At 63.2% G+C, this 25,040-nt stretch carries 21 protein-coding genes; 8 read left to right on the top strand and 13 right to left on the bottom strand.

Annotation, left to right across the window (positions count from 1 at the left end):
• Nucleotides 1-3 precede the first annotated feature (3 nt).
• The 12 genes from LQ232_RS09225 to LQ232_RS09170 all read right to left on the bottom strand — a co-directional run bounded on the left by LQ232_RS09225 (nucleotide 4) and on the right by LQ232_RS09170 (nucleotide 12,811).
• Complete coding sequence (locus LQ232_RS09225; RefSeq protein ID WP_371820221.1) at nucleotides 4-1,089, bottom strand: homocysteine S-methyltransferase family protein; 1,086 nt, start codon at nucleotides 1,087-1,089, stop codon at nucleotides 4-6.
• 63 nt (nucleotides 1,090-1,152) lie between these two features.
• Nucleotides 1,153-2,586 (bottom strand): bifunctional diguanylate cyclase/phosphodiesterase, encoded by a 1,434-nt coding sequence (locus LQ232_RS09220; RefSeq protein WP_230180023.1) that lies wholly within the window; start codon nucleotides 2,584-2,586, stop codon nucleotides 1,153-1,155.
• Between the two features lie 12 nt (nucleotides 2,587-2,598).
• Nucleotides 2,599-4,713 (bottom strand): bifunctional diguanylate cyclase/phosphodiesterase, encoded by a 2,115-nt coding sequence (locus LQ232_RS09215; RefSeq protein ID WP_230180022.1) that lies wholly within the window; start codon nucleotides 4,711-4,713, stop codon nucleotides 2,599-2,601.
• Between the two features lie 97 nt (nucleotides 4,714-4,810).
• Complete coding sequence (locus LQ232_RS09210) at nucleotides 4,811-5,092, bottom strand: DUF3567 domain-containing protein (RefSeq protein ID WP_230180021.1); 282 nt, start codon at nucleotides 5,090-5,092, stop codon at nucleotides 4,811-4,813.
• Between the two features lie 463 nt (nucleotides 5,093-5,555).
• On the bottom strand, nucleotides 5,556-6,335 hold the full coding sequence (locus LQ232_RS09205) for an SDR family oxidoreductase (RefSeq protein WP_230180020.1): 780 nt from the start codon (nucleotides 6,333-6,335) through the stop codon (nucleotides 5,556-5,558).
• A gap of 15 nt (nucleotides 6,336-6,350) precedes the next feature.
• Complete coding sequence (locus LQ232_RS09200; protein WP_230180019.1) at nucleotides 6,351-6,890, bottom strand: DUF3833 domain-containing protein; 540 nt, start codon at nucleotides 6,888-6,890, stop codon at nucleotides 6,351-6,353.
• Nucleotides 6,891-6,905: 15 nt separating this feature from the next.
• The gene (locus LQ232_RS09195; RefSeq protein ID WP_230180018.1) at nucleotides 6,906-8,162 is read right to left on the bottom strand and encodes an MFS transporter; all 1,257 of its coding nucleotides are present in this window, start codon (nucleotides 8,160-8,162) and stop codon (nucleotides 6,906-6,908) included.
• Nucleotides 8,155-8,748, bottom strand: a complete 594-nt coding sequence (locus LQ232_RS09190) for a chalcone isomerase family protein (protein ID WP_230180017.1) — start codon at nucleotides 8,746-8,748, stop codon at nucleotides 8,155-8,157. The genes LQ232_RS09195 and LQ232_RS09190 overlap by 8 nt, the downstream gene beginning before the upstream one ends.
• A 7-nt stretch (nucleotides 8,749-8,755) precedes the next feature.
• Nucleotides 8,756-10,000, bottom strand: coding sequence for a cyclopropane-fatty-acyl-phospholipid synthase family protein (locus LQ232_RS09185; protein WP_230180016.1), 1,245 nt, complete (start codon nucleotides 9,998-10,000; stop codon nucleotides 8,756-8,758).
• Nucleotides 9,997-10,791: a DUF1365 domain-containing protein gene (locus LQ232_RS09180; RefSeq protein WP_230180015.1), complete on the bottom strand. Its 795-nt coding sequence runs from the start codon at nucleotides 10,789-10,791 to the stop codon at nucleotides 9,997-9,999. Before LQ232_RS09180 ends, LQ232_RS09185 begins: the two co-directional genes overlap by 4 nt.
• Nucleotides 10,788-12,140, bottom strand: coding sequence for an NAD(P)/FAD-dependent oxidoreductase (locus LQ232_RS09175; RefSeq protein WP_230180014.1), 1,353 nt, complete (start codon nucleotides 12,138-12,140; stop codon nucleotides 10,788-10,790). Before LQ232_RS09175 ends, LQ232_RS09180 begins: the two co-directional genes overlap by 4 nt.
• A gap of 74 nt (nucleotides 12,141-12,214) precedes the next feature.
• Nucleotides 12,215-12,811, bottom strand: a complete 597-nt coding sequence (locus LQ232_RS09170; RefSeq protein ID WP_371820160.1) for a glutathione peroxidase — start codon at nucleotides 12,809-12,811, stop codon at nucleotides 12,215-12,217.
• Nucleotides 12,812-12,928: 117 nt separating this feature from the next.
• Between LQ232_RS09170 and LQ232_RS09165 the strand changes: the two genes are divergently transcribed.
• From LQ232_RS09165 to LQ232_RS09130, 8 genes are all read left to right on the top strand, one after another.
• Nucleotides 12,929-13,762, top strand: a complete 834-nt coding sequence (locus tag LQ232_RS09165) for a ferritin-like domain-containing protein (protein WP_230180013.1) — start codon at nucleotides 12,929-12,931, stop codon at nucleotides 13,760-13,762.
• A gap of 161 nt (nucleotides 13,763-13,923) precedes the next feature.
• Entirely contained in the window at nucleotides 13,924-15,171 is a 1,248-nt protein-coding gene (locus LQ232_RS09160) for a hypothetical protein (protein ID WP_230180012.1), read from the top strand.
• Nucleotides 15,172-15,188: 17 nt separating this feature from the next.
• Nucleotides 15,189-16,298 (top strand): transferrin-binding protein-like solute binding protein, encoded by a 1,110-nt coding sequence (locus tag LQ232_RS09155; protein ID WP_230180011.1) that lies wholly within the window; start codon nucleotides 15,189-15,191, stop codon nucleotides 16,296-16,298.
• A 169-nt stretch (nucleotides 16,299-16,467) separates the two neighbouring features.
• On the top strand, nucleotides 16,468-18,693 hold the full coding sequence (locus LQ232_RS09150) for a type I secretion system permease/ATPase (RefSeq protein WP_230180010.1): 2,226 nt from the start codon (nucleotides 16,468-16,470) through the stop codon (nucleotides 18,691-18,693).
• Nucleotides 18,690-20,198 (top strand): HlyD family type I secretion periplasmic adaptor subunit, encoded by a 1,509-nt coding sequence (locus LQ232_RS09145; RefSeq protein WP_230180009.1) that lies wholly within the window; start codon nucleotides 18,690-18,692, stop codon nucleotides 20,196-20,198. Before LQ232_RS09150 ends, LQ232_RS09145 begins: the two co-directional genes overlap by 4 nt.
• 4 nt (nucleotides 20,199-20,202) lie before the next feature.
• Nucleotides 20,203-21,414 (top strand): glycosyltransferase family 4 protein, encoded by a 1,212-nt coding sequence (locus LQ232_RS09140; protein WP_230180008.1) that lies wholly within the window; start codon nucleotides 20,203-20,205, stop codon nucleotides 21,412-21,414.
• On the top strand, nucleotides 21,411-22,016 hold the full coding sequence (locus LQ232_RS09135) for a methyltransferase domain-containing protein (RefSeq protein ID WP_230180007.1): 606 nt from the start codon (nucleotides 21,411-21,413) through the stop codon (nucleotides 22,014-22,016). The genes LQ232_RS09140 and LQ232_RS09135 overlap by 4 nt, the downstream gene beginning before the upstream one ends.
• A gap of 270 nt (nucleotides 22,017-22,286) precedes the next feature.
• Complete coding sequence (locus LQ232_RS09130) at nucleotides 22,287-24,191, top strand: calcium-binding protein (protein ID WP_230180006.1); 1,905 nt, start codon at nucleotides 22,287-22,289, stop codon at nucleotides 24,189-24,191.
• A gap of 55 nt (nucleotides 24,192-24,246) precedes the next feature.
• Here LQ232_RS09130 and LQ232_RS09125 read toward each other — a convergent pair whose 3' ends face one another.
• Entirely contained in the window at nucleotides 24,247-24,948 is a 702-nt protein-coding gene (locus tag LQ232_RS09125) for a PEP-CTERM sorting domain-containing protein (RefSeq protein ID WP_230180005.1), read from the bottom strand.
• Between the last annotated feature and the right edge of the window lie 92 nt (nucleotides 24,949-25,040).

Below are 25,040 nucleotides of genomic sequence, written 5' to 3'. Positions count from 1 at the left end.
CGGTCAGGTCTTGAGCCCAGTCAAGAAACCCGTCGCACCTTCATGCAGGCACCTGGGTTTGTACTGCCCCACCCGCTTGGCAATCGCCGCGATGTGCGCTGGCGTGGTGCCACAACACCCCCCCGCGATGTTCAGGAACCCCGCCTTGGCAAAGTCCTCCAGCAGCCCCCCCGTGATCTCCGGCGTTTCGTCAAACCCCGTGTCACTCATCGGGTTGGGCAAGCCGGCGTTGGGGTAGCAGCTGACAAAGGTGTCCCCCGCAATCTTCGTCAATTCTTCAATGTAGGGGCGCATCAGCGCCGCACCCAAAGCGCAGTTCAGTCCGATGGCCAGCGGGTGCGCATGCCGCACCGAATGCCAGAAGGCGCTCACGGTCTGGCCAGACAGGATGCGGCCCGAGGCGTCGGTCACCGTGCCCGAGATGATGATGGGCAGGCGCTCGCCGGTGTTTTCAAACAGCTCATCCAGCGCGAAAATCGCGGCCTTGGCGTTGAGCGTGTCGAAAATGGTTTCCACCAAAAAGACATCGCAACCGCCTTCAAGCAAGGCTTCGGCCTGCTCGTAATAGGCCTGGCGCAGGGTGTCGAAGCTCACATTGCGCGCGGCCGGGTCGTTCACGTCCGGGCTGATGCTGGCGGTCTTGGGCGTGGGGCCGATGGCACCAGCCACGAAGCGCGGCTTGTCGGGCGTGCTGTACTTGTCGCAGGCCAGGCGCGCCAGGCGGGCGCCTTCGATGTTCATCTCGCGCGCCAGTTCGGGCAGGTCGTAGTCGTCCTGGGCCACGGTGGTGGCGCCAAAGGTGTTGGTCTCGATCAGGTCGGCGCCGGCGGCCAGGTACTGCTCGTGGATCTCGCTGATCACCTCGGGCTTGGTCAACTGCAAGAGCTCGTTGTTGCCCTTGAGGTCCTTGTGGTGATCCAGGAAACGCGTGCCCCGGTAGTCGGCCTCGGTCAGTTTGTAGCGCTGGATCATGGTGCCCATGGCGCCATCCAGGATGGCGATGCGCTGGCGCATGATCTCGGGCAACTGGGCCCCACGGGTGTAGGGGCGGCGTTCCACCGGCAAGGTGGTTTTGGAGGGGGTGAGGATGGCGCTCATGTCCCTATTGTAGGAACCCCGTCAAGCCGCCGCTGCAAAGTGGCCAATCTGCCGTCAATCCGGCCGCTCCAGGCGCATCGGCGGCGCGGGCCGGGGCACCGCTTCGCTGCTGCGCGCCCACAAGGCCATCTGCACCGGCGACATGGGCCGCGCGAACAAATAGCCCTGCAGCTCATCGCAGCCAAAGCGCAGCAGGATGTCCTGCTGGTGTGCGGTCTCCACGCCTTCGGCCACCACGTTCAGCCCCAAGGCGTGCGACAGGCGCACGGCGGCATCCACGATGGCCTGGGCGTCTACATCGTGCTCCAGGCTTTGCACAAAACTGCGGTCGATCTTGAGCTGGCAGGCCGGCAGCTTGCGCAGTTGGCTGAGGTTGGCGTTGCCCATGCCGAAGTCGTCGATCGACACCTGCACGCCCAGGCGCATGAACTGCTCGAACAGGCGCACACAGGCCTGCGGATCGGCCATGGCGGCGATCTCCGAGACCTCGAACATCAGCCGGTCGGCCTGGATGCGCTGCGCCTTCAGCGCGTGCTCAATGCGCTCGACCAGGTCGGCCTGGCGCACCTGGTGCACCGACAGGTTGATGGCCACGCGGAGGTCCAGGCCTTCGTCCTGCCAAGCGCGTTGCTGCCGACAGGCTTCGTCGATCACCCATTGGCCCAGGGCACCGATCAAGCCGAAGCGCTCGGCCACCGGGATGAAAACGTTGGGCTCCACCGGGCCCTGTTGCGGATGCCGCCAACGCAGCAAGGCCTCCACGCCGGTCAGGCGGCCGCTCTTGGTGTCCACCTTGGGCTGGTAGTCCAGCGACAAGCCCTCGCCGCCCAGGTCCAGGGCGTGGCGCAGGTCGCGTTGCAAATCAATCTGCGCCTCGCTGTTGACGGCCATGTGCGGCTCGAAGAACACGTGCATGCCGCCGCCGGCCTGCTTGGCCACGGACATGGCCGCGTCGGCGTGGGCAATGAGCTTGGCGCGCGGACCGTGCTCGGGGTACAGCACGATGCCCACCGAGCACGACAAGCGCAGCTCACGGCCCTCGACCTGGATGACTTCGGCCAGGCTGGCACGCAGGCGCGCGGCCACCACGGCCGCCGCCGAGGCATCGGGGTGGCTGTCCAGCAGCATCAGGAACTGGTCGCTGCCCAGGCGCGCCACGGTGTCGGACTGGCGTGCCTGCAATGCCACGCGGCGCCCCACCTCGCGCAGCAACTCGTCGCCCGCCTTGTGGCCATACGACTCGTTGACCGCCTTGAAGCCGTCCAGGTCGATAAACAGCACGCCCAGGCGGCGGTTGGACGCCTCGGCCCGACGTGCTGCACCATCCAGCCGGTCTTCAAACAGAAGGCGGTTGGCCAGCCCCGTCAGCGGATCGTGGTGGCTCAGGTCCCTCAGGTTGACGGGCGCGGGCGGCAGGGCCAGGGGCACCACGGCAGGACTGGCCCACAGAGCTTTGGCGCGGGCGATCCAGCGGTCAATTCGGCGCATTCAAAACCTTCATCAAGCAGGTAGCAGGTGGATGGGTGCCATGGGCACCGTCCGCGCAACCATCCAGGTCCGCAGATCGGAATCGGCCATGGGCCTGGCAAACAAGAAGCCTTGCAATTCGTCGCAGGCCAGCTTGGCCAGCACCTGGCGCTGCCCCTCGGTCTCCACGCCTTCGGCCACCACCGTCATGCCCAGGGCGTGCGACAGGCGCACCACGGCTTCAACAATGGCCTGCGCATCGGCGCTGTGGTCCAGGTCGCGCACAAAGCTGCGGTCGATCTTGAGCTGGCGCGCGGGCAGGCGGCGCAGATAGCTGAGGCTGGAATAGCCGGTGCCAAAATCGTCGATCGACAGCTTCACCCCAATGCGGTCCAGCATGTCGAAGACTTTCAAAGAGGCCTCGATGTCGTCCATGGCCACCGACTCGGTGATCTCCAGGATCAGCATGTCGGCAGGCAGGGCATGGCGCGCCAGGGTTTCGCGGATGCGGTCTTCCAGGTCGTGTTCACGCAGTTGGTGCGCCGACATGTTCACGGCCACCGGGATCTCCAGCCCGGCATCGAGCCACAGCCGCATGTGCCGGCAGGCCTCGTTCAGCACCCACTGGCCCAACTCGCCGATCAGACCAAAGCGCTCGGCCACGGGGATGAACTCGGCCGGGCTGACGGGACCCCGTTGCGGGTGCGTCCAGCGCAGCAGGGCTTCCACACCCACCAGGCCGCCGCGCGCCGCGTCCAGCTTGGGCTGGAAATGCAGGGCCAGCTCGCTGCGCTGGATGGCATAGCGCAAGTCCCGCTGCATCTCGACCTGCTTGGCGCCGCTGATGTCCATGCCCGGCTCGTGCAGGCAGTACACGCCACCACCGGCTTTGCTGGCGGCCAGCATGGCCTCGTTGGCATGGCCGATCAGTTGCTCGGCCGTGACGCTGTCGGGGTACAAGGCAATGCCCACGGAGCAGGTGATGGTGAGGTCCTCGCCATTGATCACGCAAGGCTCGCTCACGGCCAGGCCGATGCGGTGGGCCAGTTGGGCCACCGCGTGCTGGTCAGGCATGCTGGGCAACAGCAGCAGGAACTCTTCGCCATCACCACGCGCGGGCGCATCGGTGTTTCGAATTAACACCAGCAGGCGCTGGGCCACCCGATGCAGCAGCTTGTCGCCCAAGGCGTGGCCATAAGTGTTCACCAACGCCCGAAAGCCATCCAGGTTGATGCGCATCACGGCCAGGCACCCCGCAGGCGCCTCGCCCGATTCGTCCAGTGCGCGGATGACCTCGCGGAGATGCTGCTCAAAGCCTTGGCGGTTGAGCAGGCCAGTCAGGACGTCGCGTTGGGCGGCCACCTCCAATTCGGTCTGCGCCTGCTGAAGCGAGCTCTCCAATCGCGCGTGATGGTGCCTCAAACGCGTGTCGAGGATCGTGCACAACTGCACCCCCATCAGCAAGATGGCGCCAATCAAGGTGACCAGCCAGTCCAGGTAGGTGCCTGACAATTGCTGCACGCTCAGGCACACCGTGCCCGCCTGAACCTCGGCCGATTCCAGCATCAGCAATTGCGCCAGGTGCACCGCGCTGCCCAGCACCAGGGCTACGCTGGCCTGGCTGATGAAACTGGCTTGGCGCAACAACTCGCGCCGAAGCATGACCGAGGCCAGAACATTGCCCACCAGGATGACGGCGAAAGCGGCCAGCAACCACCGCGGGTCCCAGGCCACCTCGGGCTGCAACACCATCGCAGAGACGTTCAGGTAGGTCAGGAAGCCAAAGCCCAAGGCCGCCAGAAAGCCCGCCATGACCCGCTTGTGGACTGGCTGCTGAACGCGGCCGACTGACCAGATGAGCACGGCACAGATCAGCACCGCAGGCAGCCAGGCGGCCATCACGACGGCCGGCAGGTAACCCACCTGGATCGGCAACTGGCGGCTGAGCATGCTGATGAAGCTTTGAGCCCAGATGCCGGTGCCCACGGTCACCGCGCCGCCAAGCCACCAGCCGATGGCCACGTCACGGGCCGAAGCCCGCACACGGCGTACAACCAGGGTCATGACGTAAATGGCGTAAACCGCCAAGAACCACGCTGCGGTCATTGCAACGCCGTTATGGCGGACGACCAACAGGTCTTGAGGCATCAGCCCTCCGCAGCCACGAGAAACCAGATTACAGGGACAGTCTGGTTACATTTCGGCGGTGGCGGCGAGGACTTGAATGCTTGTGAGGCTGTTCTGCCTAATGCATCACGACTGGCTGCTGTGCCAGGCCCGTGAAGCCTTCCAGGTAGGCGTCAAACTCTTCGACGCTGGGCGAGGTTTCAATCAGGGCATCGACCCCGACCTTGAAGCTTTCGGCCAAGGCGCCCTCGATGAACAGTTCCTTGCGGGCGAACTTGTCCACGATCTCGTAGCCACCACGCGTGAGGGTGCTGACGACCGAAGGGGGAACCGGGACTTCATCCGCAGCCAACTCGATCTGAACGACCGCGTAGTTGTCGGAGTTGTAAAGCATTTGCATGGACTGCACTCCAGATTCATGGGCTTGTCTCTCAGATGGGGACACAGCAGGCAAGCGCAAGCGCATGATGACGTTTCCTTCGACAGGAACACCCCCCGACTTGAGGGCCCGTGAGCCGCGTCAGCGGCCCTCGTGTGGCTAATTGCACGACAAGCGCCTAGCGAACCCCCTCAAACACGGGGGCACTCAAGCACCTCGGCCCCAGCCGCCACACAGCACCCCCGACAGAGGGATATGGGGGGCCCATGGCCGCTTCTACATTAGCGAGCACACAACAAGCTGTCGTCACGTTTGAAGTGGAGAGGGGGAGTCGATAACGGGGCTTGATCACATGGCGGTGACGTGAGGAACGCATCACATGCCCAACCACATCAAGGACAAGCTTCCACAGTTCCAGTTCATTTCATGGATTGAAACGCCCCGCCCCATCGGCGGGGCTTTTTTTTGGCCATGTCCAGACCTATCAGCCGCCAGTGATGCGGCTGACCGCCGGGAAGTACCAGGCATGTGGCAAGTGCCGCAACAGCTTGAGCCACAGTGTGAAGCGCCAAGGAAAGTGGATCTCGAAACGCCCAGCGTGCCAGCCCGACACAATCTCATGGGCGGCTTGCTCGGGCGTCAACAAGGCCGGCATGTCGAAATCGTTGCCCGCGGTCAGGGGCGTTTGCACAAAGCCTGGGTTGACCACCGACACGCCTATGCCCATGGGGTGCAGGTCCAGGTACAGGCACTCGGCCAGGTTGTTGAGCGCGGCCTTGGTCGGCCCATAGGCCATGGCCTTGGGCAAGCCCCGAAAGCCCGCCACGCTGCCGACCAGGCTGAGGTGGCCGGTGCCTTGCTCTGTGAGCCAAGGCAGGGTGGCGGCCAGCACATGCAAGGCCCCCACGTAGTTGATCTGCTGGTGACGCAGGGCCTCACCCAGGTCAAAGGTTTGCGCCCGCATGGGTTGGTAGTGGCCCGCGCAATACACCACCATGTCCAGACGCCCCGATGGCGACCGTTCGCGAATGCGCGCCGCCACTGCGTACACGGCAGCCGAGTCGGACACATCCAGCGCTTCAAAGTCACTCCCGGGGTGCGCGGCCACAAAGGCCTGCAGGGCCGGCACATGGCGCGCTGACACAATCACCTGGGCACCCTTGGCGTGCAGCAGCGCGGCCGTGGCCCGGCCAATGCCGGTCGAGGCCCCGATGAGCCAAACGGTGCGGCCTTGCCAAACGGTGATGCGTGGGTTGAGGGCCATGTCAGGCTTTCATCGTCAAGGCTTGTGGAAGGACAAGGTCACGTCACCCAGGTGCAGCCCGAACTTGCTCATGGCGGCCTTGTTGAGCATGGTGTGCTGGTCCATCAGGATCATCCAGTCGTTGAACTGGACGTCGTAGGTCTTGCCATCCACGGGCAGGCGCAAGGTGTACCGCCACTGCAAGGCATTGCCCGCGGCGTGGCCCTCGGCGGTGCCCACCACATCATCGGCCTGGCCGGTGTAGCGGCCTTGACCGTGGTTGGTGATGCGCCAGACACGGCGCTGCTTGGTGCCATCACTGTACGAGAAGTCTTCCTCGAGCACGCCCTGGTCGCCATTCCAGCGGCCCACCATCTGAACCTTGAAGCGTTTGACGACGCGGCCGGCGCGGTCGGTGAACATGCCGTGCGCAGTGAGCGGGCCATTGAAGTACTGGCGCAAATCCAGTTGGGGCTTTTGGTCGGCGTAGTCGGCCGGGGTGGGCGCGCTGGCGCAGCCCAGCAGACTCAGGGCCAACAACAGGGCCAGCCAGGATGATCGTGAGGTGAGGCGCATGGTGGTTTCCTTTCGTCATTCCAGGTTCTGACGGCGCCACAAGCGCCACCACAAGGTCAGGGCCAACAACTTGAACAGGCAAGGCAAGGCGCCATAAGCCCAGCTCAAAGCCTGCAAGGCCTGGGGATCACGTGCACCTGGCCCATAGCCCCACCACTGCAGGGCGGGCAAGGCCAGGCCGGCGGCCAGGGCCAGGTTGAGCTTGGTGGCCAATTGCCACCAGCCCGCGTAAGCACCTTCGGATTGGCCCGCATGGCCAGCCCGCTGGATGACCCCCGTGAGCAAGGTGCCCGGCACCGTGAGGTCAGCGCCCAAGGCCAGGCCACTGGCCAGGCAAACGGCCAGGTAGGCCATGCGGTCGCCCGCGCCAATGGCCAACACGCCCACAAAGGTGAGCACGTTCAGGCCCATGCCGCACGCCCAGGCGTTGGAGGGCCCCAGGCGCTTGATCAGCTTGAGCCAAATCGGCACGCTGGCCGCGCCCATGACGAAGTACGCCCCCAGGAACACGGGCGCCCAGTCCGCCGCCTGCACGCGGTCATTGATGAAGAAAATCACCAGCGTGGCGGGAATCGCGCTGGCGATGCCATTGACCATGAAGAGCGCCATCAAATGGCGGAACTCGCTGCCGCGCCACGGCAAGGCCAGCGACTGATGGGTCGTCAGTAAAGCGGCATGCGCGCCGACCAGGTGGGGCACGGGGGCCGCGCTCAATGCCCACAGGCCCAAGGCCAGGCTGAGCCACAGGACCGCCGTGGTGGCCACCAGACCGGCTTGCGTGGCCAGCACATTGGCCAGCAACACGCCCACCAAGCCCAACCCTTCGCGCCAAGCCACCAGGCGTGAACGTTGCACGGCCGAGCCCCCCAGGCGGCTGCCCCAGGCCTGGTGCACCACGCTGGCCAGGCTGAAAGCCGTGAAGGTGGCCATCAGGGCCGCGGCACACCACAGCAGCAAGGCCGTGTTACCTCGAACAGCCGGAAAGAACAAGGCCGCAAAGCCGGATCCCAAAACCAAGGCTCCGCAGGTTGCGGCTTTCAAGGCGCGGGGTGGTGACCAGCGCGCATCCACCCACCGGCCAAGGACCGGGTCGATCACGGCATCGAACAAGCGGGTGCCCAGCAGCACCAGGCCCAGCAGCGCCAAAGGCACACCCAATTGCGCGTAATGCGCCGGCAACATCACATACAGCGGCAAGGCCACGAAGGCCAAAGGCAGGCCGAGCAAGCCATAGCGGGCCGACGCGACATGGGGCAAGGCGGCGTCACGCACCGAGCAAGTCCCGCCGCAAGCCCGGCGCCGATGTAGCGCTGGACAACCAGATCCCAAAGAACAAGCCAGCGAAGCGCTTGTCGTTGATCGCCTGGGTGGCCTGGCCATTGAAGAAGAAGCTCGCGCCGCCCTCGACCTGGTGGAGGCCGGTCAAACGGTCGCCATTGCGCACATCGGCAAAGGCCGCCGTCATGGCTTGCGACCAGCGCTGGGCTTCGGCGTCGCTGACCGTGGCCTGGCGACGCATCTCTTCCACTGAGCGTTCAGCGATGTCACGCGCCTTCAGGCTGCGCGCATAGATCAGGCTCAAGGCAAAGGGTTGGCTGAACAGCTTGGCCGCGTCAAACGTGGGCGGAACCCAAAGCTGGGCGTCGTACACATGGAAGCCGTAATGACGAAAACGCGAGCTGCCTTGCAGCCGGGCTTGCGGCAGGTTCTGCACCAGCTCGGGTGGGGTGGGCGCATCGCGGCGGGTGCTGGGTTGCGCCAACACGCCCTCGCCCAGGGCCATCGTCCAGCCGGCCACGGCCAAACCACGCAAGGCTTGTCGGCGTGATGCATGGTGTGGAGGGCTTTGCAGCTTCATGGCGCGCTCAAACCCGGCGCAGGGTGTACTGCACCACGCTGGTGTTGCCCATGTCGAAGGCGGCTTCGCAATAGGCCAGGTAGAACTCCCAGATGTGCAGGAAGCGTTGGTCGAACCCCAGGCGTTGCACACTGTTCAAATGCTGAATGAAGGCGGCCCGCCAGCGGCGCAGGGTCTCGGCGTAGTCGGGCCCGAAGGCCAGCGCGTTCACCACCTCCAGGCCGGCCTTGCGCGCCTCGGCCTTGAAGGCCGCGTCGCTGGGCAGCAAGCCACCGGGGAAGATGTACTGCTGAATGAAGTCGGTGGACTTCACATAGCGATCGAACAGGTCATCCCGGATGGTGATGGTTTGGAGGCAGGCGCGACCACCCGGCTTGAGGCAGCGCTTCAAGGTGGCGAAGTAACTGGCCCAATACTCGTGGCCCACGGCCTCGAACATCTCGATGGACACGATGGCATCGAAGGGTTCGTCCTGGATGTCGCGGTAGTCCTGCAAACGCAGGTCGGCCTGCCTCGACAAGCCTGCGTCCTGCATGCGTTTTTGCGCCCAGGCCAGTTGCTCGGATGACAAGGTCACGCCGGTGATGTGGGCACCGCAATCGCGCGCGGCCACCTCGGCCAGGCCGCCCCAACCGCAGCCGATCTCCAGCACGCGCTGGCCGGGCTGATCGGCCGTGACACCGGCTTCGCGCAAGGCCCGCAAGATCTTGGCCTGCTGGGCCTCGGGCATCGACCGCGAATGGTCGCCTTCGAACCAGGCGCTGGAATAGCTCATGGTGGGGTCCAGCCACAGGCGGTAGAACTCGTTGCCCAGGTCATAGTGGGCCTGGATGTTCTTGCGGCTGTTGGCCTTGGAGTTGTGCCGCAACAGGTGGCGCACGCGGTACAGCAAGCGGCCCCACCAACTGCCATACACCGCGCTTTCGACGTGGTCGCGGTTGGCGATGAGCAGCTTGAGCAGCGCGGTCAGGTCAGGCGTGGTCCAGTCGCCGGCGATGTAGCTTTCGGCAAAGCCGATGTCGCCGGATTTCATGGCGGCGGCACACACCTTCCAGTTGTGCAGGCGCAAGGCCGCGCGAGGCGCTTGCTCGGCCGCTTGGCCAAAGTGGGCGGTGCTGCCATCGGGCATTTGCAGGTCCAGGCTGCCCACCTGCAGTTTCGCCAACAGCCGCATGGCCATGCGGGCAGAGGCCGGTGCATCTTGGGGTAAGGAGGTGGCGCTGGTCTGGCGCAAAGTGGTCGATCGGTTCATGGTGTGGTCTGGCCATGCGGCCCGGTGACGAGTTCGGCAGGGGGGGCTGGTTTGGTGCGCAAGGGCACGCCCTTGACCCATACGCGCAAGGCCTGCCAATGGATGCGCGCCACCACGCCCACCGTCATCAGCGGCCAGCCCCAAAAGGCGCGGAGGGCACTGGCACGGGTCAGCGGCACCAATTGGCCGCTCAGACTGGTCTGCAGCACCGGACAACCTTCCTGATCGTCATGGTCGATGCGCACCACGATGCGGTCTTTGGCGGTGCGCATGAATCGAAAGCGGTAGGTGCCGGCCACTTCGCAAAATGGCGAAACGTGGAACACCTTGTCGGCCGTGATCTCGTGGCCCCAGGCCAGGGTCGGGCCATGCAGCAGGTAGCAGTGCCGCTCGCCAAAGGTGTTGTTGACCTCGGCCACCACGGCGGCCAGGCTGCCATCCACGCGGTGCACATACCAAAAGCTCACGGGCTTGAACACGTGGCCCAGCACGCGCGGGTAGGTCTGCAACCACACCTCGCCTTGGTCGATGTCCGGGCCGCCAATGCCCTCTTCACGCAACATGTTCTCCAGCCAGGCGAGCGCATCGGCGCCACCCAGGCCATGGTCGGCATCGTGAAAGCTCAACCCGCCAAAGCGGTTGCGCTTGACCTCGTCCGCGGCTTGCCGGCGCAAGGCCCGCATGGGCAGCAACCAGAAATAACTGGGGTAGGCAAAGGCATTGCGCGCCGGCCTGAGCCGGGTGTGACGCACCTGCCCAAAGCCGATCAGCGGACGGGGTGTTGCGCTCATGCCCAAAACCGATCAGTGATCACGCCCGCGCTTTGGCGCGTTGTATGCGCATGGCGCTCATCGCGGGCCAGCAACTGGTCGGCCACGCCCTGGCCGGCCTTCAGGCCATCTTCATGGAAGCCATAGCCCGTCCACGCGCCGCAAAACCACACGCCACGCTGACCCTGGATGATCGGCAAGCGCAATTGCGCCTCGATCGCGGCCTGGTCGAACACCGGGTGCGCGTAGTCGTAGCTGCCCAGCACCTGCTCCGCCCTGGGCTCGCGCAAGGGATTGAGCGACACCACCACCGGCGTTGTCCAGGGCAAGGGTTGCAAGCGATTGATCAGGTAATGCAGGCACACCCCTTGTCGCTCGGCATCAGCACTGGCGGCCCCTTCGTAGTTCCAGGCCGCCCAAGCGCGCGGATTGCGTGGCAACAGGCTGGTGTCGGTGTGCAAGACCGCGCGGTTGCGGTGGTAGCCAATGGCGCCCAACAGCTCGCGCTCGTCAACCGTGGCAGCACTGCCCAGCAGGGCAAGGGCCTGGTCACTGTGGCAGGCCAGCACCACCTCGTCAAAGCGCTCGCTACCCGCGTCGGTGTGCACCAGCACCCCACCCGCACCGCCTTCGCCCAGGCTGGTCAGACTGCGCACGGGAGTGGCCAAACGTGCATCGTCCAGTTGCTCTACCAGGCGACGAACATAGTTGCGCGAGCCGCCTTGCACCGTGTACCACTGAGGCCGGTTGGTCACTTGCAGCAGGCCATGGTTATGGCAGAAGCGGATCAGAGTGGCCATGGGAAAGCGCAGCATCTGGTCCGCAGGGCAAGACCAGATGCAGGCAATCATCGGCATCAGGTAGCCTTCTCGAAACTCCTTGCCAAAGCGGTGTTCGGTCAAGAAGTCGGCGATGGGCTGCGACAGCTCAAGGTCCAGTCCTTGTTCGGCCATGCGCGTGGCCAGTTTGTTGAAGCGCATCAGGTCGGCCAACATGCGCCAGAACGGCGGCGACACCAGGTTGCGCCGCTGCGCGAACACGGTGTTCAAAGACGACCCACACCACTCCAGGCCCCCAGCCTGTACCGAAAACGACATGTCGGATTTGGCCCGTGGCACACCCAAGGTGTCGAGCAAACCCAGCAATTTCGGGTAGGTGCGCTCGTTCATGACCAGGAAGCCGGTGTCCACCCCGTGGGTGACACGCTCGCCCGATGGCGCCGCCAAGGTCACGTCCACCGTGTGCGCATGGCCGCCAAAGTAATGGGCCGCCTCGAACAGCGTGACATGGCGATCACCGGCCGCCGCGCTCAAGCGTGCCGCTGCCCCCAGACCTGCCACCCCCGACCCCACCACTGCAATGCGTTTCATGGGTTCCGCTCCTGTGGCCGGCGCTGCACGACCCCAATAAATTACTGATTAGTCATATCGTAACTCATTGGTAATTATTTTGCACTGAGGCGTTTTTCCACCTCCGCCACCAAATCACGGTCATCCGGGGTGGTGAGGCTGCTGTAAGACGTCACCGTGCGGCCATCACGGGCGATCAGGTACTTGTAAAAGTTCCACTTGGGTGTGGTGCCGGTGATCTTGATCAGGCTGGCGTGCAAGGGATTGACCTCGTCGCCCCGCACGTGGCTTTTGCCAAACATCGGGAACTTGACGCCGTAGGTGTTCTCGCAGAAATCGGCGATCTGCTTGGCATTGCCCGGATCCTGGTTGCCAAAATCATTGGAGGGAAAGCCCAGCACCACCAGGCCTTGGTCCTTGTACTTGGCGTACAGCGCCTCCAGGCCCTTGAACTGCGGCGTGAAACCGCAATAGCTGGCCGTGTTCACCACCAGCACCACCTTGCCCGCGTATTGGCACAGTGACTGGGGCTTTTCGTCCTGCAGACGGGGGAAAGTCTTGTTCAACAAAGCGGGGCAACTGGTGGGCGAAGCGGCTGCGGCGGGTGCGGTCTCAGCCGCCCAGCCCCATGCAGGCACGACGCCCAAGCAGGCGGTGGCCAACATCCAGCCAGAGAAACGAGGTGTTCGCATGAGCTTGGCCTTTTGAAGTGGGGGATCACATCACACCACAAACCCATGCCGCCAGCTGCATTGCAGCCACATTGTCAAAATTGTCGGGTAGGCTGTTCGCAGTATTTGGAGATCGCCATGCTTTACCCTGAACTCTTCAAGCAACTCGAATCCGTCCGCTGGAACATGGACACCGACATCCCCTGGGACCAGTTCGACGCCAGCCAGTTGACCGACGAGCAGGCCCAGACCATCAAGATGAACGCCATCACCGAGTGGGCCGCCCTGCCCGCCACCGAGATGTTCTTGCGTGACAACCGCGACGACAGCGACTTTTCGGCGTTCATGAGCGTGTGGTTCTTTGAAGAGCAAAAGCATTCACTGGTGCTGATGGAATACCTGCGCCGCTTCCGCCCCGATCTGGCGCCCACCGAAGAAGAGCTGCACGAAATCCGTTTCGATTTCGACCCGGCCCCCGCGCTGGAGACGCTGATGCTGCACTTCTGCGGCGAGATCCGCTTGAACCACTGGTACCGCCGCGCCGCCGAATGGCACACCGAACCCGTCATCAAAGCCATTTACGAGACCCTGGCCAAAGACGAGGCCCGGCATGGCGGCGCTTATCTGCGCTACATGAAACGCGCTATCAACAAGTTCGGTGATGAAGCCAAGGCTGCCTTCGCCAAGGTGGGCGTGCTCATGGCCAGCGCACGCCGCACCGCGCAAGCCCTGCATCCCACCAACCTGCACGTCAGCGCCAAGCTGTTCCCGCGCGACACCATTCAATCGCGCCTGCCCGATCCACAGTGGCTGGAGCACTGGCTGGACCGCCAGATCAACTTCGATGCCGTGTGGGAAACCAAGGTCGTGGACCGCATCCTGCACAACATGAGCCTGATCATGGGCCGCAGCTTTGCCAGCGTGCAAGAGCTCAACCGTTTCCGAAAAGAAATGCTTCGCAGCGCTGCATAACACCCCCTGGATGCGGGGCTCCTTAGGCATTACCCCATTGAAAGCGTACGGGCAAGGGGTCGACACATCCGCGGCTGAACTCCACAATCGGCATTCGTTCCGTTTTAAAGAAGTGTGGAGTTCCTCAGATGCGTGGTATTTGTTCTTTGCGTGTGGTTGCGGTGGCAACCGGTCTGGCTTGTCTTGGCTCGTTCAACGCGCAAGCGCAGTCCGCCTCTCCTTCCGTGGAAGACCAATACCGCGAAGGCCTTTACCAGCGCGAAACCGGCCGCCCTTACAGCGCCATCGAAACGCTGGAAACCATCCTGGCCGCCAACCCCACGCTCAACCGCGCCCGGCTTGAAGTGGCGGTGGCCTATTACCGCACCCTGAACTTCGCCAAGGCCAAGGCACAAGCGCAAGCGGTGCTGGACGATCCCAACACCCCAGAAGCCGTGCGCCTGTCGGTGCTGTCCTTCATCAAGCAGCTTGAACTGGACGAAGCCGCCACCTTTGGCCGCCCCCACAAGCTGGACTACAACCTGTCCGTCGGCGCGGTGTACGACAGCAATGTCAATGCCGGCCCTGACAACGCCGTGCTGCCCGGCGGCCTGGTGCTGAACCCTGGCTCCACCGCCCGCGCCGATGGCGGCTATGCCCTGCAGGCCGGCGTGAACCACAGCTGGATGTCACCCACGCCGGTGCGCTCTGGTGAATCAACCGGCCGCTTCGGCTGGAACAGCCAGCTGGGCGTTTACTACAAGGGCTACGGCCGCCTGAGCGAATACAACCTGGGCGTGCTCACCGCTGCCACTGGCCCCGCCCTGATCATGGGCAAGAACTGGCGCGGCAACCTGAACTTCCAGGCCGACCGCCTGACCCTGGGCGACCGCAAGCTGGCCCTGTACACGTCGGTGTCCCCTTCGGCCACTTGGCGCCTGAACTCTGGCGATGAATTCACGGCCGATGCCCAGCTGGCCTACCGCAACTTCGCGCGGCCCGATGACCAGGGTCGTGACAGCCACTACAGCTCAGGCGGCTTCAGCTATGGCGGCTTGTTCAACAAGAACCGCCTGACCCTGCAAGCTGGCGCCCGCATGTTCGACGAAGAGGCTCAACTGGACCGCTTCAGCAACAACGGCTACGAAGTCTTCTTTGGCGGCCGCCAGAACGCCTGGGAAGGAGGCGACTTGTTCGCCCGTGCTGCTTGGCGCCACAGCGGCTACATCGGCGTGGAGCCCTTCTACGGCATCGCGCGCCGCGAAGACGAGTACCGGCTGGAGTTCGGCGCCAACCACCAATACAAAACAGGCTGGCTGGAGAAGTGGCAAGGCTCGGCCACGTTCACCATCATTCAAAACCAAGCCAATCTCGCCTTGTACGAATACAACCGCAACTTGGTGCAGATCACGTTGGGCCGCAGCTACTGAAGTAAGGAAGTTCCATCATGAAGACTCACTCTCTCAAAGCACTCAGCCTGGCCGTGGCCACCTTGGTGGTGCAAAGCCAGGCGCAGGCCGCCCCCACCAACGCCGAGCTGAACAGCGTCAAGCTGTATGGCAACGTGACCATTGCCCAGGACTCGGTCAATGGCTGGGGGCCGTGGACGGAATTTGAACCGCCTGCGGCGGGTAATCCGCCGTTGGCTCAATTGCCAACAAATCCGGATCTGTACCGCACCTTGCCGCAAGCCGCCGCGGGCGGTGGCGGTACGCCGCCTGTCGTCACGCCCTTGCCGGAATTATTGGGGTTTGGTGCCTTCTACACTTTGATCACCAAACCAGACACGCCGGACCTGATCGACGGACCGCATCCCATCAACGTTTCGGGCACAACGATCACGCCCACGACCCAAGAGTCATGGCGGCCCGACTCCTTCCAGATGGACATCACCCCGATCACCGGCGTCTATCCCCCGCCAAACTCGGTGCAATTGACCTTGCAAGAAGGTGTCTACGCGAACACCACCGAGAACGGACAGACCTCTCTGACCTTGATTGAAAATCCGGATGACCCGGTCGATGCAGAGGCCAACCAGGTCAGCTTTTACAAATTCCTCTCCTACCTGCGCTCACCTGAAGACCGTGCGCCGCAAGTCATCACCCATCTGGGCGTGATTGGCCGGCCCACATCGTCTGCCGACATGGCCGAGCTGAAAGCCAGAAACTTCTCGGGCACTTACACCGGCTACTCATTGACCAACGGTGGCGCCTTTACACCCATGACCATGGATGTGAACCTGGCCGGGGCAGGCTCCTGGAGCGGCACCTGGAACAACGGCGCGGACGCCAATGGCGCCGTGGGCTATTCCGTGACGGGCGGCGCCATCAACGGTTCGACCTTCAGCACCACGGCGGCGAGCAAGTTCTCATCGATTGACGGTGGCACCATCTCCGGTTCGGTCAACGGCGGCTTCTATGGCACCAATGCATCGGCCGTGGGCGGCGTGGCCGACATCACCAAGAATGGCACCCGCTATGTGGATCCATTCCTGGCGACACTGCAACAAAATACAGTGAACGTGCCCAAGACACCGGCAGTGGGTGCCGCGCAGTAAGCCGGCAGTTTTTCGCATCTCATCAAGCCGGACACTGTCCGGCTTTTTCACGATCAACATTTGCTTACACAAATGTAAGCGCCGACCACCAATCAGGGTGGGGCGTTTGTCACGCAGCCAATTCCATAATGGCTCGTTCACATTAGAAAACTCAGGGTAGGTTTCAGCCATGCAGTCCTCCGTCATTCAGAGGGCGGAAGACGTTTCGTCGTCCGACTCTTCATCAGGGCGCCCTCAGCAACCTTGGCAAGCATTGTGTCTGCTGGCCCGCCTGCACCACATCGCGGCCGATCCCGACACCTTGATGCACGAACGCGGCCTCACCGCCAGCGTGCAAGCCACTGACGACGAACTGCTGAGCGCGGCCAAGCAAATCGGCCTCAAAGCCAAGATCAGCCGCACGCAAGCCGACCGCCTGGCTCTGGCCCCTCTGCCCGCCTTGGCCAAGCTGGTGGATGCCGATGGTGCCGAGCGCTGGGTGCTGCTGGCCCAATGCGATGGCCAACGCGTGCTGTTCCAGGATCCCTCGCTTGAAGGCGGTGGCCGCCCCACCATCGAACCCGTCGACACCTTCTTGCAGCAATGGGCACCCAGTGGCGCGGGCCTGCTGCTGTTGGCCACCAGCCGCGCCAGCCTGGCGGGTGATCTGGCCAAGTTCGACTTCACCTGGTTCATCCCCAGCCTGGTCAAGTACCGCAAGCTGCTGGGCGAGGTGCTCACGGTCTCCTTGTTCCTGCAACTGTTCGCACTGGTCAGCCCCCTGTTCTTCCAGGTGGTGATGGACAAGGTGCTGGTGCACAAGGGCTTGAGCACGCTCGATGTGCTGGTCATGGGCCTGGTGGTGGTGGTGCTGTTCGAAAGCCTGCTCACCGGCTTGCGCTCTTACGTGTTCAGCCATACCACCAGCCGCATCGACGTGGAACTGGGCTCGCGCCTGTTCAAGCACCTGCTGCGCCTGCCCCTGGCTTACTTCCAGGCTCGCCGCGTGGGCGACTCGGTGGCGCGCGTGCGTGAGCTGGAAAACATCCGCAGCTTCCTCACCGGCCAGGCCTTGACGCTGGTGCTGGATGTCGCTTTCTCCATCCTGTTCATCGCCGTGATGTTTTTGTACAGCGTGCCGCTGACCCTGATCGTGCTGATCAGCCTGCCGCTGTACTCGGCCTTGATCCTGAGCATCGTGCCCGTGCTGCGCGGCCGCCTGAACGAGAAGTTCGCCCGCGGGGCTGAGAACCAATCGCTGCTGGTCGAGACCATCACCGGCATCCAGACCGTCAAGGCCAATGCGCTGGAGCCCGCCATGGCCCGCCGCTGGGACAACCAATTGGCCGGCTACGTGTCGGCCAGCTTCAAGACGCAGAACCTGGCCACCTGGGCGCACGAGGGCATCAACCTGATCGGCAAGCTGGTGAACGCCGCCACGCTTTGGTATGGCGCCAAGCTGGTGATGGACCATGAGCTGTCGGTGGGCCAGTTCGTTGCCTTCAACATGTTCGCGGGCCGCGTCTCGCAACCCATCATGCGCATGGCGCAAATGTGGACCGATTTTCAGCAAACCGGCATCTCCATGCAGCGCCTGGGCGACATCCTGGACACCCGCACCGAGGTGCCGCCCACCACCGCCGCGCAACTGCCACCCATCAAGGGCCGCATCACGCTGGACCAGGTCACCTTCCGCTACCGGCCTGAGGCCGCGCCCGTGTTGCAGAACGTGGGCCTAGATGTGAAGCCCGGTGAAATCATCGGCATCATCGGGCGCAGCGGATCCGGCAAGAGCACGCTGACCAAGCTGGTGCAGCGCCTGTACGTGCCCGAGCAAGGCCGCGTGCTGATCGATGGCATCGACATCAGCCTGGTCGATGCCGCGCAACTGCGCCGCCAGATCGGCGTGGTGCTGCAAGACAACTTTCTGTTCAACCGCAGCGTGCGCGAGAACATCGCCATCTCTGATCCGGCCGCGCCCATCGAGGTTGTCATCCAGGCGGCGCGCATGGCGGGGGCCCATGATTTCATCAGCGAGCTGCCTGAGGGTTATGACACGGTGGTGGGCGAGCAAGGCGCCTCGCTGAGCGGCGGGCAGCGCCAGCGCGTGGCCATTGCGCGGGCCCTGTTCACCAACCCGCGCGTGTTGATCTTTGACGAGGCCACCAGCGCGCTGGACTATGAGAGCGAGGCCATCATCCAGCGCAACATGGCGCTGATCAGCAACGGCCGCACCGTGATCATCATTGCCCACCGCCTGAGCGCCGTGCGGCACGCCAACCGGATCATCGCCATGGAGCGTGGCCGCATTGTGGAGGCCGGCACGCACGACGAACTGGTCAAACGGCCCAAGGGCCTGTACGCCTACCTGTGGAGCATGCAGCAAGGCACCCACCCCACCGAAGGTCAAGCATGAGCGCTGAAGTTGCCAAGCACCCCACCCGCGAGCTGCTGGGCCGCTACAAGGCCGTCTTTGCCGAGGTCTGGAAGCACCGCCACGAGATGGCCGGCCCCGCCCGCCTGGCCGATGAAACCGCGTTTCTGCCTGCGGCACTGAGTCTGCAGGAGGCACCTCCCCACCCGGCCCCGCGCCGTGCCATCTGGGCGGTCATCAGCCTGTTCTGCATCGCCTTGCTATGGGCCTGCTTCGGCAAGGTCGACATCGTGGCGGTGGCGCCCGGCCGCATCGAGGTCAGTGAAGGCACCAAACTCATCCAGCCGCTGGAGGCCAGCGTGGTCAAAGCCATCCACGTGCACGATGGCGACAAGGTGAAAGCCGGCGATGTCTTGATCGAGCTGGACCCCACCATGGCCCAGGCCGATAGCAGCCGCGTGACGCAAGAGCGGGCCGGGGCCTTGTCAGAGGCGTGGCGCACGCAGGCCTTGCTGGCGGCGTTCACGGCCAAGTCGGGCACATCAGCGCCCAAGCTGCCCGAAGTCAAGGCGGAAGCCGAGGCCTTGAGCAGCGATCAGCGCGCGCAAGCGCAGGCCCAGCTCAACGCCGAATGGCAAGACTTGCAAGCGCAGCGCGCCAAGCTGCAGGCCGACATCCTAGCTAAGCGTGCCGAGATCGACACGGTGCGCGAGCAGATCGCCAAGCTCCACACCACGCTGCCCCTGCTGCAAAAGCGCGAGGACGATTTCACGGAGCTGTCCAAGCAGGGCTTTGTGAGCCAGCATGCCGGCCAGGACCGCACCCGCGCCCGCATTGAGATGGAGCAGGACCTGGCCACTTACCGGGCCCGGCGTGAAGAAACCAAGGCGGCGCTGCAGCAGGCCGAACAAGCCCGCACGGCTTGGGTGGCCGACACCATCAACAAGCTCAATGACCGCCATGCCAAAGCTGATTTGCAGCAGCGCCAACTGGTGCAAGAAGCCAGCAAGGCCACGCAGCGCGAGCGGCTGACCAGGTTGACCGCGCCCACCACGGGCACGGTGCAGCAGCTGGCGGTGCACACCACGGGTGGGGTGGTCACACCCGCGCAGGTGCTGATGGTGGTGGTACCCGAGCAGGCTGACGTGACCGCCGAGGTCACGCTGGAGAACAAGGACATCGGCTTTGTGAATGCGGGGCAGACGGTGGAGATCAAGTTGGAGACGTTTCCGTTCACGCGGTATGGCACGGTGCCGGCCACGGTCAGCTCGATCACGGCGGATGCGGTGGTCAGGGCACCTCAGCCTTCGCGGGGGGAGCCGGGGAGTGATGGGGCGGGTGCTTCAGCCGCAGGCAGTGGTGGTGGTGCGGTGTTTCCGGCCACAGTCAAGCTGCACCGCAATCACATCAATGTGGATGGCAAGGCCATCAAGCTCAGCCCGGGGATGAACGTGACGGCTGAAATCAAGACGGGGCAGCGCAGGGTGATTGAGTATTTGCTGAGCCCTGTGCAGACGTATGCGAGTGAGAGTTTGAGGGAGCGTTGAACCCATGCGCATCCTCTTCATCCACCAAAACTTCCCCGGCCAGTTCCGCCGCATCGCCCAATCCTGGGCACAGCAACCCGGCTGGGAAGTGCTGGGCCTGGGCCGCCGCACGGCACCCGGCATGGACGAGGTGCGCTGGTTGCCCTACGACCTGCACCGCGCCACCGGCAAAGACCAGCATCCTTACCTCAAGCAGATGGAAGGCGCCGTGCTGCACGGCCAGGCGGTGGCGCGCGTGCTGCTCAAGCTCAAGGCACAGGGCTTCGTGCCCGACGTCATCATGGCCCACCCAGGCTGGGGCGAAACGCTTTACGCCAAAGACGTATTCCCCAACGCCAAGCTCATCCACTTCTGCGAGTGGTACTACGGCACGCCTGATGGCGATGCCGGCTTCGACCCCGAGTTCCCCTTGAGCTTCGACGCGCAAACGCGCATGCGCACCTGGAATGCCCTGCACGCCTTGAACCTCACGCATTGCGACACCGGCATCAGCCCCACCCAGTGGCAACGCAGCCGGCACCCGGGCATCTTTCAACCCAAGATCCACCTGGCGCACGAGGGCGTGGACACACAAGTGCTCGGCCCCGACCCACACGCCACCTTCACCCTGCCCAACGGCCATACCGTGAAGGCGGGGGACCCGGTGATCACTTACGTCGCCCGCAACCTCGAGCCTTACCGAGGCTTCCACAGTTTCATGCGCGCTTTGCAGCGCGTGCAGCAAGCCCACCGCCACTGCCACACCATCATCGTTGGCGGTGACGATGTCAGCTATGGCGGCCGCCCCAAAGACGCCGCCAACTGGCGCGAAAAGATGCTGGCCGAAATGCCGCTCGACCCCACCCGCACGCACTTTCTGGGCAAGGTGCCTTACAACGCCTACCGCCAAGTGTTGCAAGTGTCAGCGGCCCACGTTTACCTCACCTACCCCTTCGTGCTGTCCTGGTCCTGCCTGGAAGCCATGGCCAGCGGCTGTTTGGTGATTGGCTCACGCACCGCGCCGGTTCAAGAGGTCATCGAGCATGGCCACAACGGCTTGCTGGTTGATTTCTTCGACCCGGTGGAGATGGCCCGCACCATCGTGGATGCGCTGGAGGCACCCCAGGCCCTGGCCTCACTGCGCGCGCAGGCTCAGCGAGACATGGCAGCGCGGTACAGCTTTGAGGCCGGCGAGAGCGCCTACCGCGCCTTGCTCAACCCATCACACCATTCATGAAAACGCTTCTGCATGTTGGCTGCGGCCAAAAGCGCATTGCGCAAACCACCCCTGGCTTCAATACATCGGAGTGGAAGGAGCTTCGCCTGGACATCGACACGGCGGTGCAGCCCGATGTGGTGGGCAGCATGACCGACATGTCGGCCGTGTCCAGTGAAAGCGTCAATGCGATTTTTTCAAGTCACAACATCGAACACCTTTACCCGCATGAGGTGCCGGTGGCCTTGGGCGAGTTCCTGCGGGTGCTCAAGCCAGAGGGTTTCGCGGTCATCACCTGCCCCGACCTGAAATCGGTTTGCGCCCTGGTGGCGCAAGACAAATTATTGGAGCCCGCCTACCAATCGCCGGCAGGCCCCATTTCTCCGCTCGACATCCTTTATGGCCACCGACCCGCCATGGCGCAGGGCAACTTGTTCATGGCACACCGATGTGGATTCACGCAATCGTCCATCGCCATGACGTTGAAACATGCCGGGTTTAAAAGCATGGCCACGGTTGCCCGGAATCGCTTTCTTGATTTGTGGGCCATTACCACCAAACAGTCTTGCGACGAGCAGCACCTGCAGGCCCTGGCCAAGGCTTATTTTCCGCCGACTCCTTAATCCAATCATGCCCGCTCCGATCGGCGCACATCAAAACGATGCGCCACGGATTTCAACCCCGGGCATCCATCAAATCAGGGAACAGACATGCGCATCCGCAACCATTTCAAGCCATAGGTAAGGCCCAAGCAGGCGTCGCCCTGCCTTGAGCTGTTCGCCTCCCGGCAACACCCCAACACCCAACAACGCGTCACGGCATCCGCCGAGACGTGGGTGTGCTCGCTCGTCCATTTCGGACTTTCAACAACCTTTCACAGGGAAACTTTTGACATGGCTAACATTTACATTGGCTCAGACACGCTCAATGACAACATCGACCGAAGCGCCTTCGGCACCAGCGATGTCCTGCAAGGCTTGGGTGGCAACGACACCCTGCTGGGCGGCACCGGCAACGACACACTCGACGGTGGCACTGGCGACGACTCCATGGTCGGCGGCAATGGCAATGACACCTACCACGTGACCTTTGCCCAAGATGGCGACATCGTTCACCTGGACAAGGTGGTCGAGCTGGACACTGCCTTGTCCGGAATCGACACCGTCATCACCGCCAGCAGCGGCTACACCTTGGCCAAGAACGTCGAGAACCTCTCCTTGACGGCGGGTGGCCTGGGCATTGGCAACGCTTTGGGCAACCTCATCACGGGCTCAGCCGCAGTCGACTACCTCTACGGCCGCGGCGGCAACGACACCATCACGGGCGGCCAAGGCAACGACACACTCTACGGCGACGAGGGCGATGATGCACTGGATGGAGGCGAAGGCAACGACGGCCTCTACGGCGGCTTGGGCACCGACACCCTCACGGGCGGCGATGGCAACGACACCTACTACGTGACCAACTATTGGGACGACGAAGGCGTGCTGCACCGTGACCAGGTGATCGAAGGCAACTCGGCCACCTCGGGCGTTGACACCGTGTTCACCTACGACAGCGACTACACGCTGGCCAACAATGTGGAGAACCTGACCCTGCTGGCGGGCGTCCTGGCCCATGGCAACGCACTGGGCAACCTCATCACCGGATCTGATGCTGCCGATTTCATTGACAGCCGGGCCGGCAACGACACCATCGTCTCCGGTATTGGCAACGACATCATTTGGGCGGGTGAAGGCAATGACTTCGTTGATGGCGGGGTAGGTAACGACTACATCGAGGGAGGTGGCGGTAATGACTCGCTGTACGGCGGCGAGGGTAACGATACTCTATACGGCGCGCTTGGCAACAGCACTCTGTACGGCGGAAATGGTGACGACACCTATTACGTTGTCAACACGGAAGATGACTTTGGCAACCTAACATTTAACCGTGTCAAAGAAGTCGGCACCACCGGTACCGATACGGTCATTCTTCTTTCGGACACATACGATCCGTATAACCTAGCCGAAAATATTGAGAATCTGACTCTGATGGTCGACGGTTTTGCCAGAGGTAATGCTCTTGACAATACTCTCATCGCGAGCAGCGGCGGGAATGCTATCGCCGGAATGGCAGGCAACGACACCATCATGGGCAGTAATAGCGACGATATCCTCGCCGGTGGCGAAGGCCACGACTCCATCATTGGCGGCGATGGGTACGACTACATCTGGGGCGATTCAAACATACTCGCGACCAGTGGCAGCACAACTGGAACTGGAAACGACACACTTCGTGGGGGTGGAGGGACTGACCAAATCGAGGGCTGGCTTGGCAATGACATGTTGTATGGCGATGAGGGTAACGACTCACTAGACGGAGGCGAAGGCAACGACGTCTTGAACGGTGGAGCAGATAACGACACCCTGATCGACACCTCCACCACATCCAACGACACCTACATCTGGGGCCGAGACCAAGGCATCGACACCCTGTCCGACTCCGGCGGCATCGACCGCCTAGACGTCTTGTCAGGCGTCACCGCCAACCAGCTCTGGCTGCGCCACGTCGGCAACAACCTGGAGATCTCCGTCATCGGCACGAACGACAAGTTCACTGTCAACAACTGGTACACCGCGGCGGCCAACCAGGTCGAAAGCGTGAAGCTCTCCGATGGCAAGACCCTGGCGGCGAGCAACGTGGACAACCTGGTCAACGCCATGGCCAGCTTCACGCCACCAACCGCAGGCCAGACCACCTTGCCCGCCAACTACCAGACCGCCCTCAACCCGGTGATCGCCGCCAACTGGGCCTAAGCCGAAGCAGGTAACCAAACCAAAAGCCGGGCAGTGCCCGGCTTTTTCACGCGCCTCAGCGCTTCTGGCGACGTTGGCGCATCAGCAGTAAAGCGCCAAAGCCCATACCGATCAGCACAACAGTCGATGGCTCGGGCACGGCGCCAATACGCACGGTGACCTGCAATGCGGCGGGACTGTCAAGACTGGTGAGCGTGCCCAATTCGAGGCTGCTCGAATAGAGGCCGGTGAAGGTGGTGATGGGCTTGCCGAGGTAGCTTTCGATGCCGGAGATCAAGACGCTTGTGTCGCAACCTCCGCCGTTGTAGGGCAGCGAGTAGCCGCAGGCCGCGATGTAATTGCCCTGCCCTGATCGATTGACCACCTTGCCGCCGTCAATGCCAAAAGCTTGGCTTGCGCCATACCCGTTGATGACCACCGAAGTCAAGGAAGCGACCCCATCCCCCATCAAGAACCAGTTGGTTCGCTCATAGGCCGACAAGACCAACGACACAGCGCCAGTGGAGGAACCCAGGACATTCACCACGGTCGTTCCGGGGATGTAAACACCCAGCGAGTTGGAGTTCGGCCCCGAACTCCCACCGTCATACAAACCGATGACATGGACTTCGTCGGTGGTGGCAGCGTTGGCCACATATTGGCTCGTTTGGACGATGTTGCCGTTGCCAATGGTGACAACGCTGGCCGAAGCTTGGTGCGAAAGGGCAATGGCCGCCAAAGTGGCGACGACCAAGCCGGTGGTCATGTTGAATTTCATGAGGCTCCCTGTGAAAACTGCATTAGCGGCATTGAATGCCTACGGCAGTTTCACCGGGACATGTGCCAAGCACAATCCCTTAAGAGAGGGCC

It is taken from the genome of Aquabacterium sp. CECT 9606 (assembly GCF_918741295.1).
Classification (GTDB): Bacteria; Pseudomonadota; Gammaproteobacteria; order Burkholderiales; family Burkholderiaceae_C; genus Aquabacterium.
Note: the sequence above shows the minus strand (reverse complement) of the source record. Positions and strands in the feature narration are given on the sequence as shown.

Excerpts from the sequence above, each read along its gene's own strand:
- LQ232_RS09220 (WP_230180023.1), bottom strand. The coding sequence starts at position 2,586 with ATGCGCCGAATTGACCGCTGGATCGCCCGCGCCAAAGCTCTGTGGGCC.
- LQ232_RS09215 (WP_230180022.1), bottom strand. The coding sequence starts at position 4,713 with ATGCCTCAAGACCTGTTGGTCGTCCGCCATAACGGCGTTGCAATGACC.
- LQ232_RS09210 (WP_230180021.1), bottom strand. The coding sequence starts at position 5,092 with ATGCAAATGCTTTACAACTCCGACAACTACGCGGTCGTTCAGATCGAG.
- LQ232_RS09205 (WP_230180020.1), bottom strand. The coding sequence starts at position 6,335 with ATGGCCCTCAACCCACGCATCACCGTTTGGCAAGGCCGCACCGTTTGG.
- LQ232_RS09200 (WP_230180019.1), bottom strand. The coding sequence starts at position 6,890 with ATGCGCCTCACCTCACGATCATCCTGGCTGGCCCTGTTGTTGGCCCTG.
- LQ232_RS09190 (WP_230180017.1), bottom strand. The coding sequence starts at position 8,748 with ATGAAGCTGCAAAGCCCTCCACACCATGCATCACGCCGACAAGCCTTG.
- LQ232_RS09185 (WP_230180016.1), bottom strand. The coding sequence starts at position 10,000 with ATGAACCGATCGACCACTTTGCGCCAGACCAGCGCCACCTCCTTACCC.
- LQ232_RS09180 (WP_230180015.1), bottom strand. The coding sequence starts at position 10,791 with ATGAGCGCAACACCCCGTCCGCTGATCGGCTTTGGGCAGGTGCGTCAC.
- LQ232_RS09175 (WP_230180014.1), bottom strand. The coding sequence starts at position 12,140 with ATGAAACGCATTGCAGTGGTGGGGTCGGGGGTGGCAGGTCTGGGGGCA.
- LQ232_RS09170 (WP_371820160.1), bottom strand. The coding sequence starts at position 12,811 with ATGCGAACACCTCGTTTCTCTGGCTGGATGTTGGCCACCGCCTGCTTG.
- LQ232_RS09165 (WP_230180013.1), top strand. The coding sequence starts at position 12,929 with ATGCTTTACCCTGAACTCTTCAAGCAACTCGAATCCGTCCGCTGGAAC.
- LQ232_RS09155 (WP_230180011.1), top strand. The coding sequence starts at position 15,189 with ATGAAGACTCACTCTCTCAAAGCACTCAGCCTGGCCGTGGCCACCTTG.
- LQ232_RS09150 (WP_230180010.1), top strand. The coding sequence starts at position 16,468 with ATGCAGTCCTCCGTCATTCAGAGGGCGGAAGACGTTTCGTCGTCCGAC.
- LQ232_RS09145 (WP_230180009.1), top strand. The coding sequence starts at position 18,690 with ATGAGCGCTGAAGTTGCCAAGCACCCCACCCGCGAGCTGCTGGGCCGC.
- LQ232_RS09140 (WP_230180008.1), top strand. The coding sequence starts at position 20,203 with ATGCGCATCCTCTTCATCCACCAAAACTTCCCCGGCCAGTTCCGCCGC.
- LQ232_RS09135 (WP_230180007.1), top strand. The coding sequence starts at position 21,411 with ATGAAAACGCTTCTGCATGTTGGCTGCGGCCAAAAGCGCATTGCGCAA.
- LQ232_RS09130 (WP_230180006.1), top strand. The coding sequence starts at position 22,287 with ATGGCTAACATTTACATTGGCTCAGACACGCTCAATGACAACATCGAC.
- LQ232_RS09125 (WP_230180005.1), bottom strand. The coding sequence starts at position 24,948 with ATGAAATTCAACATGACCACCGGCTTGGTCGTCGCCACTTTGGCGGCC.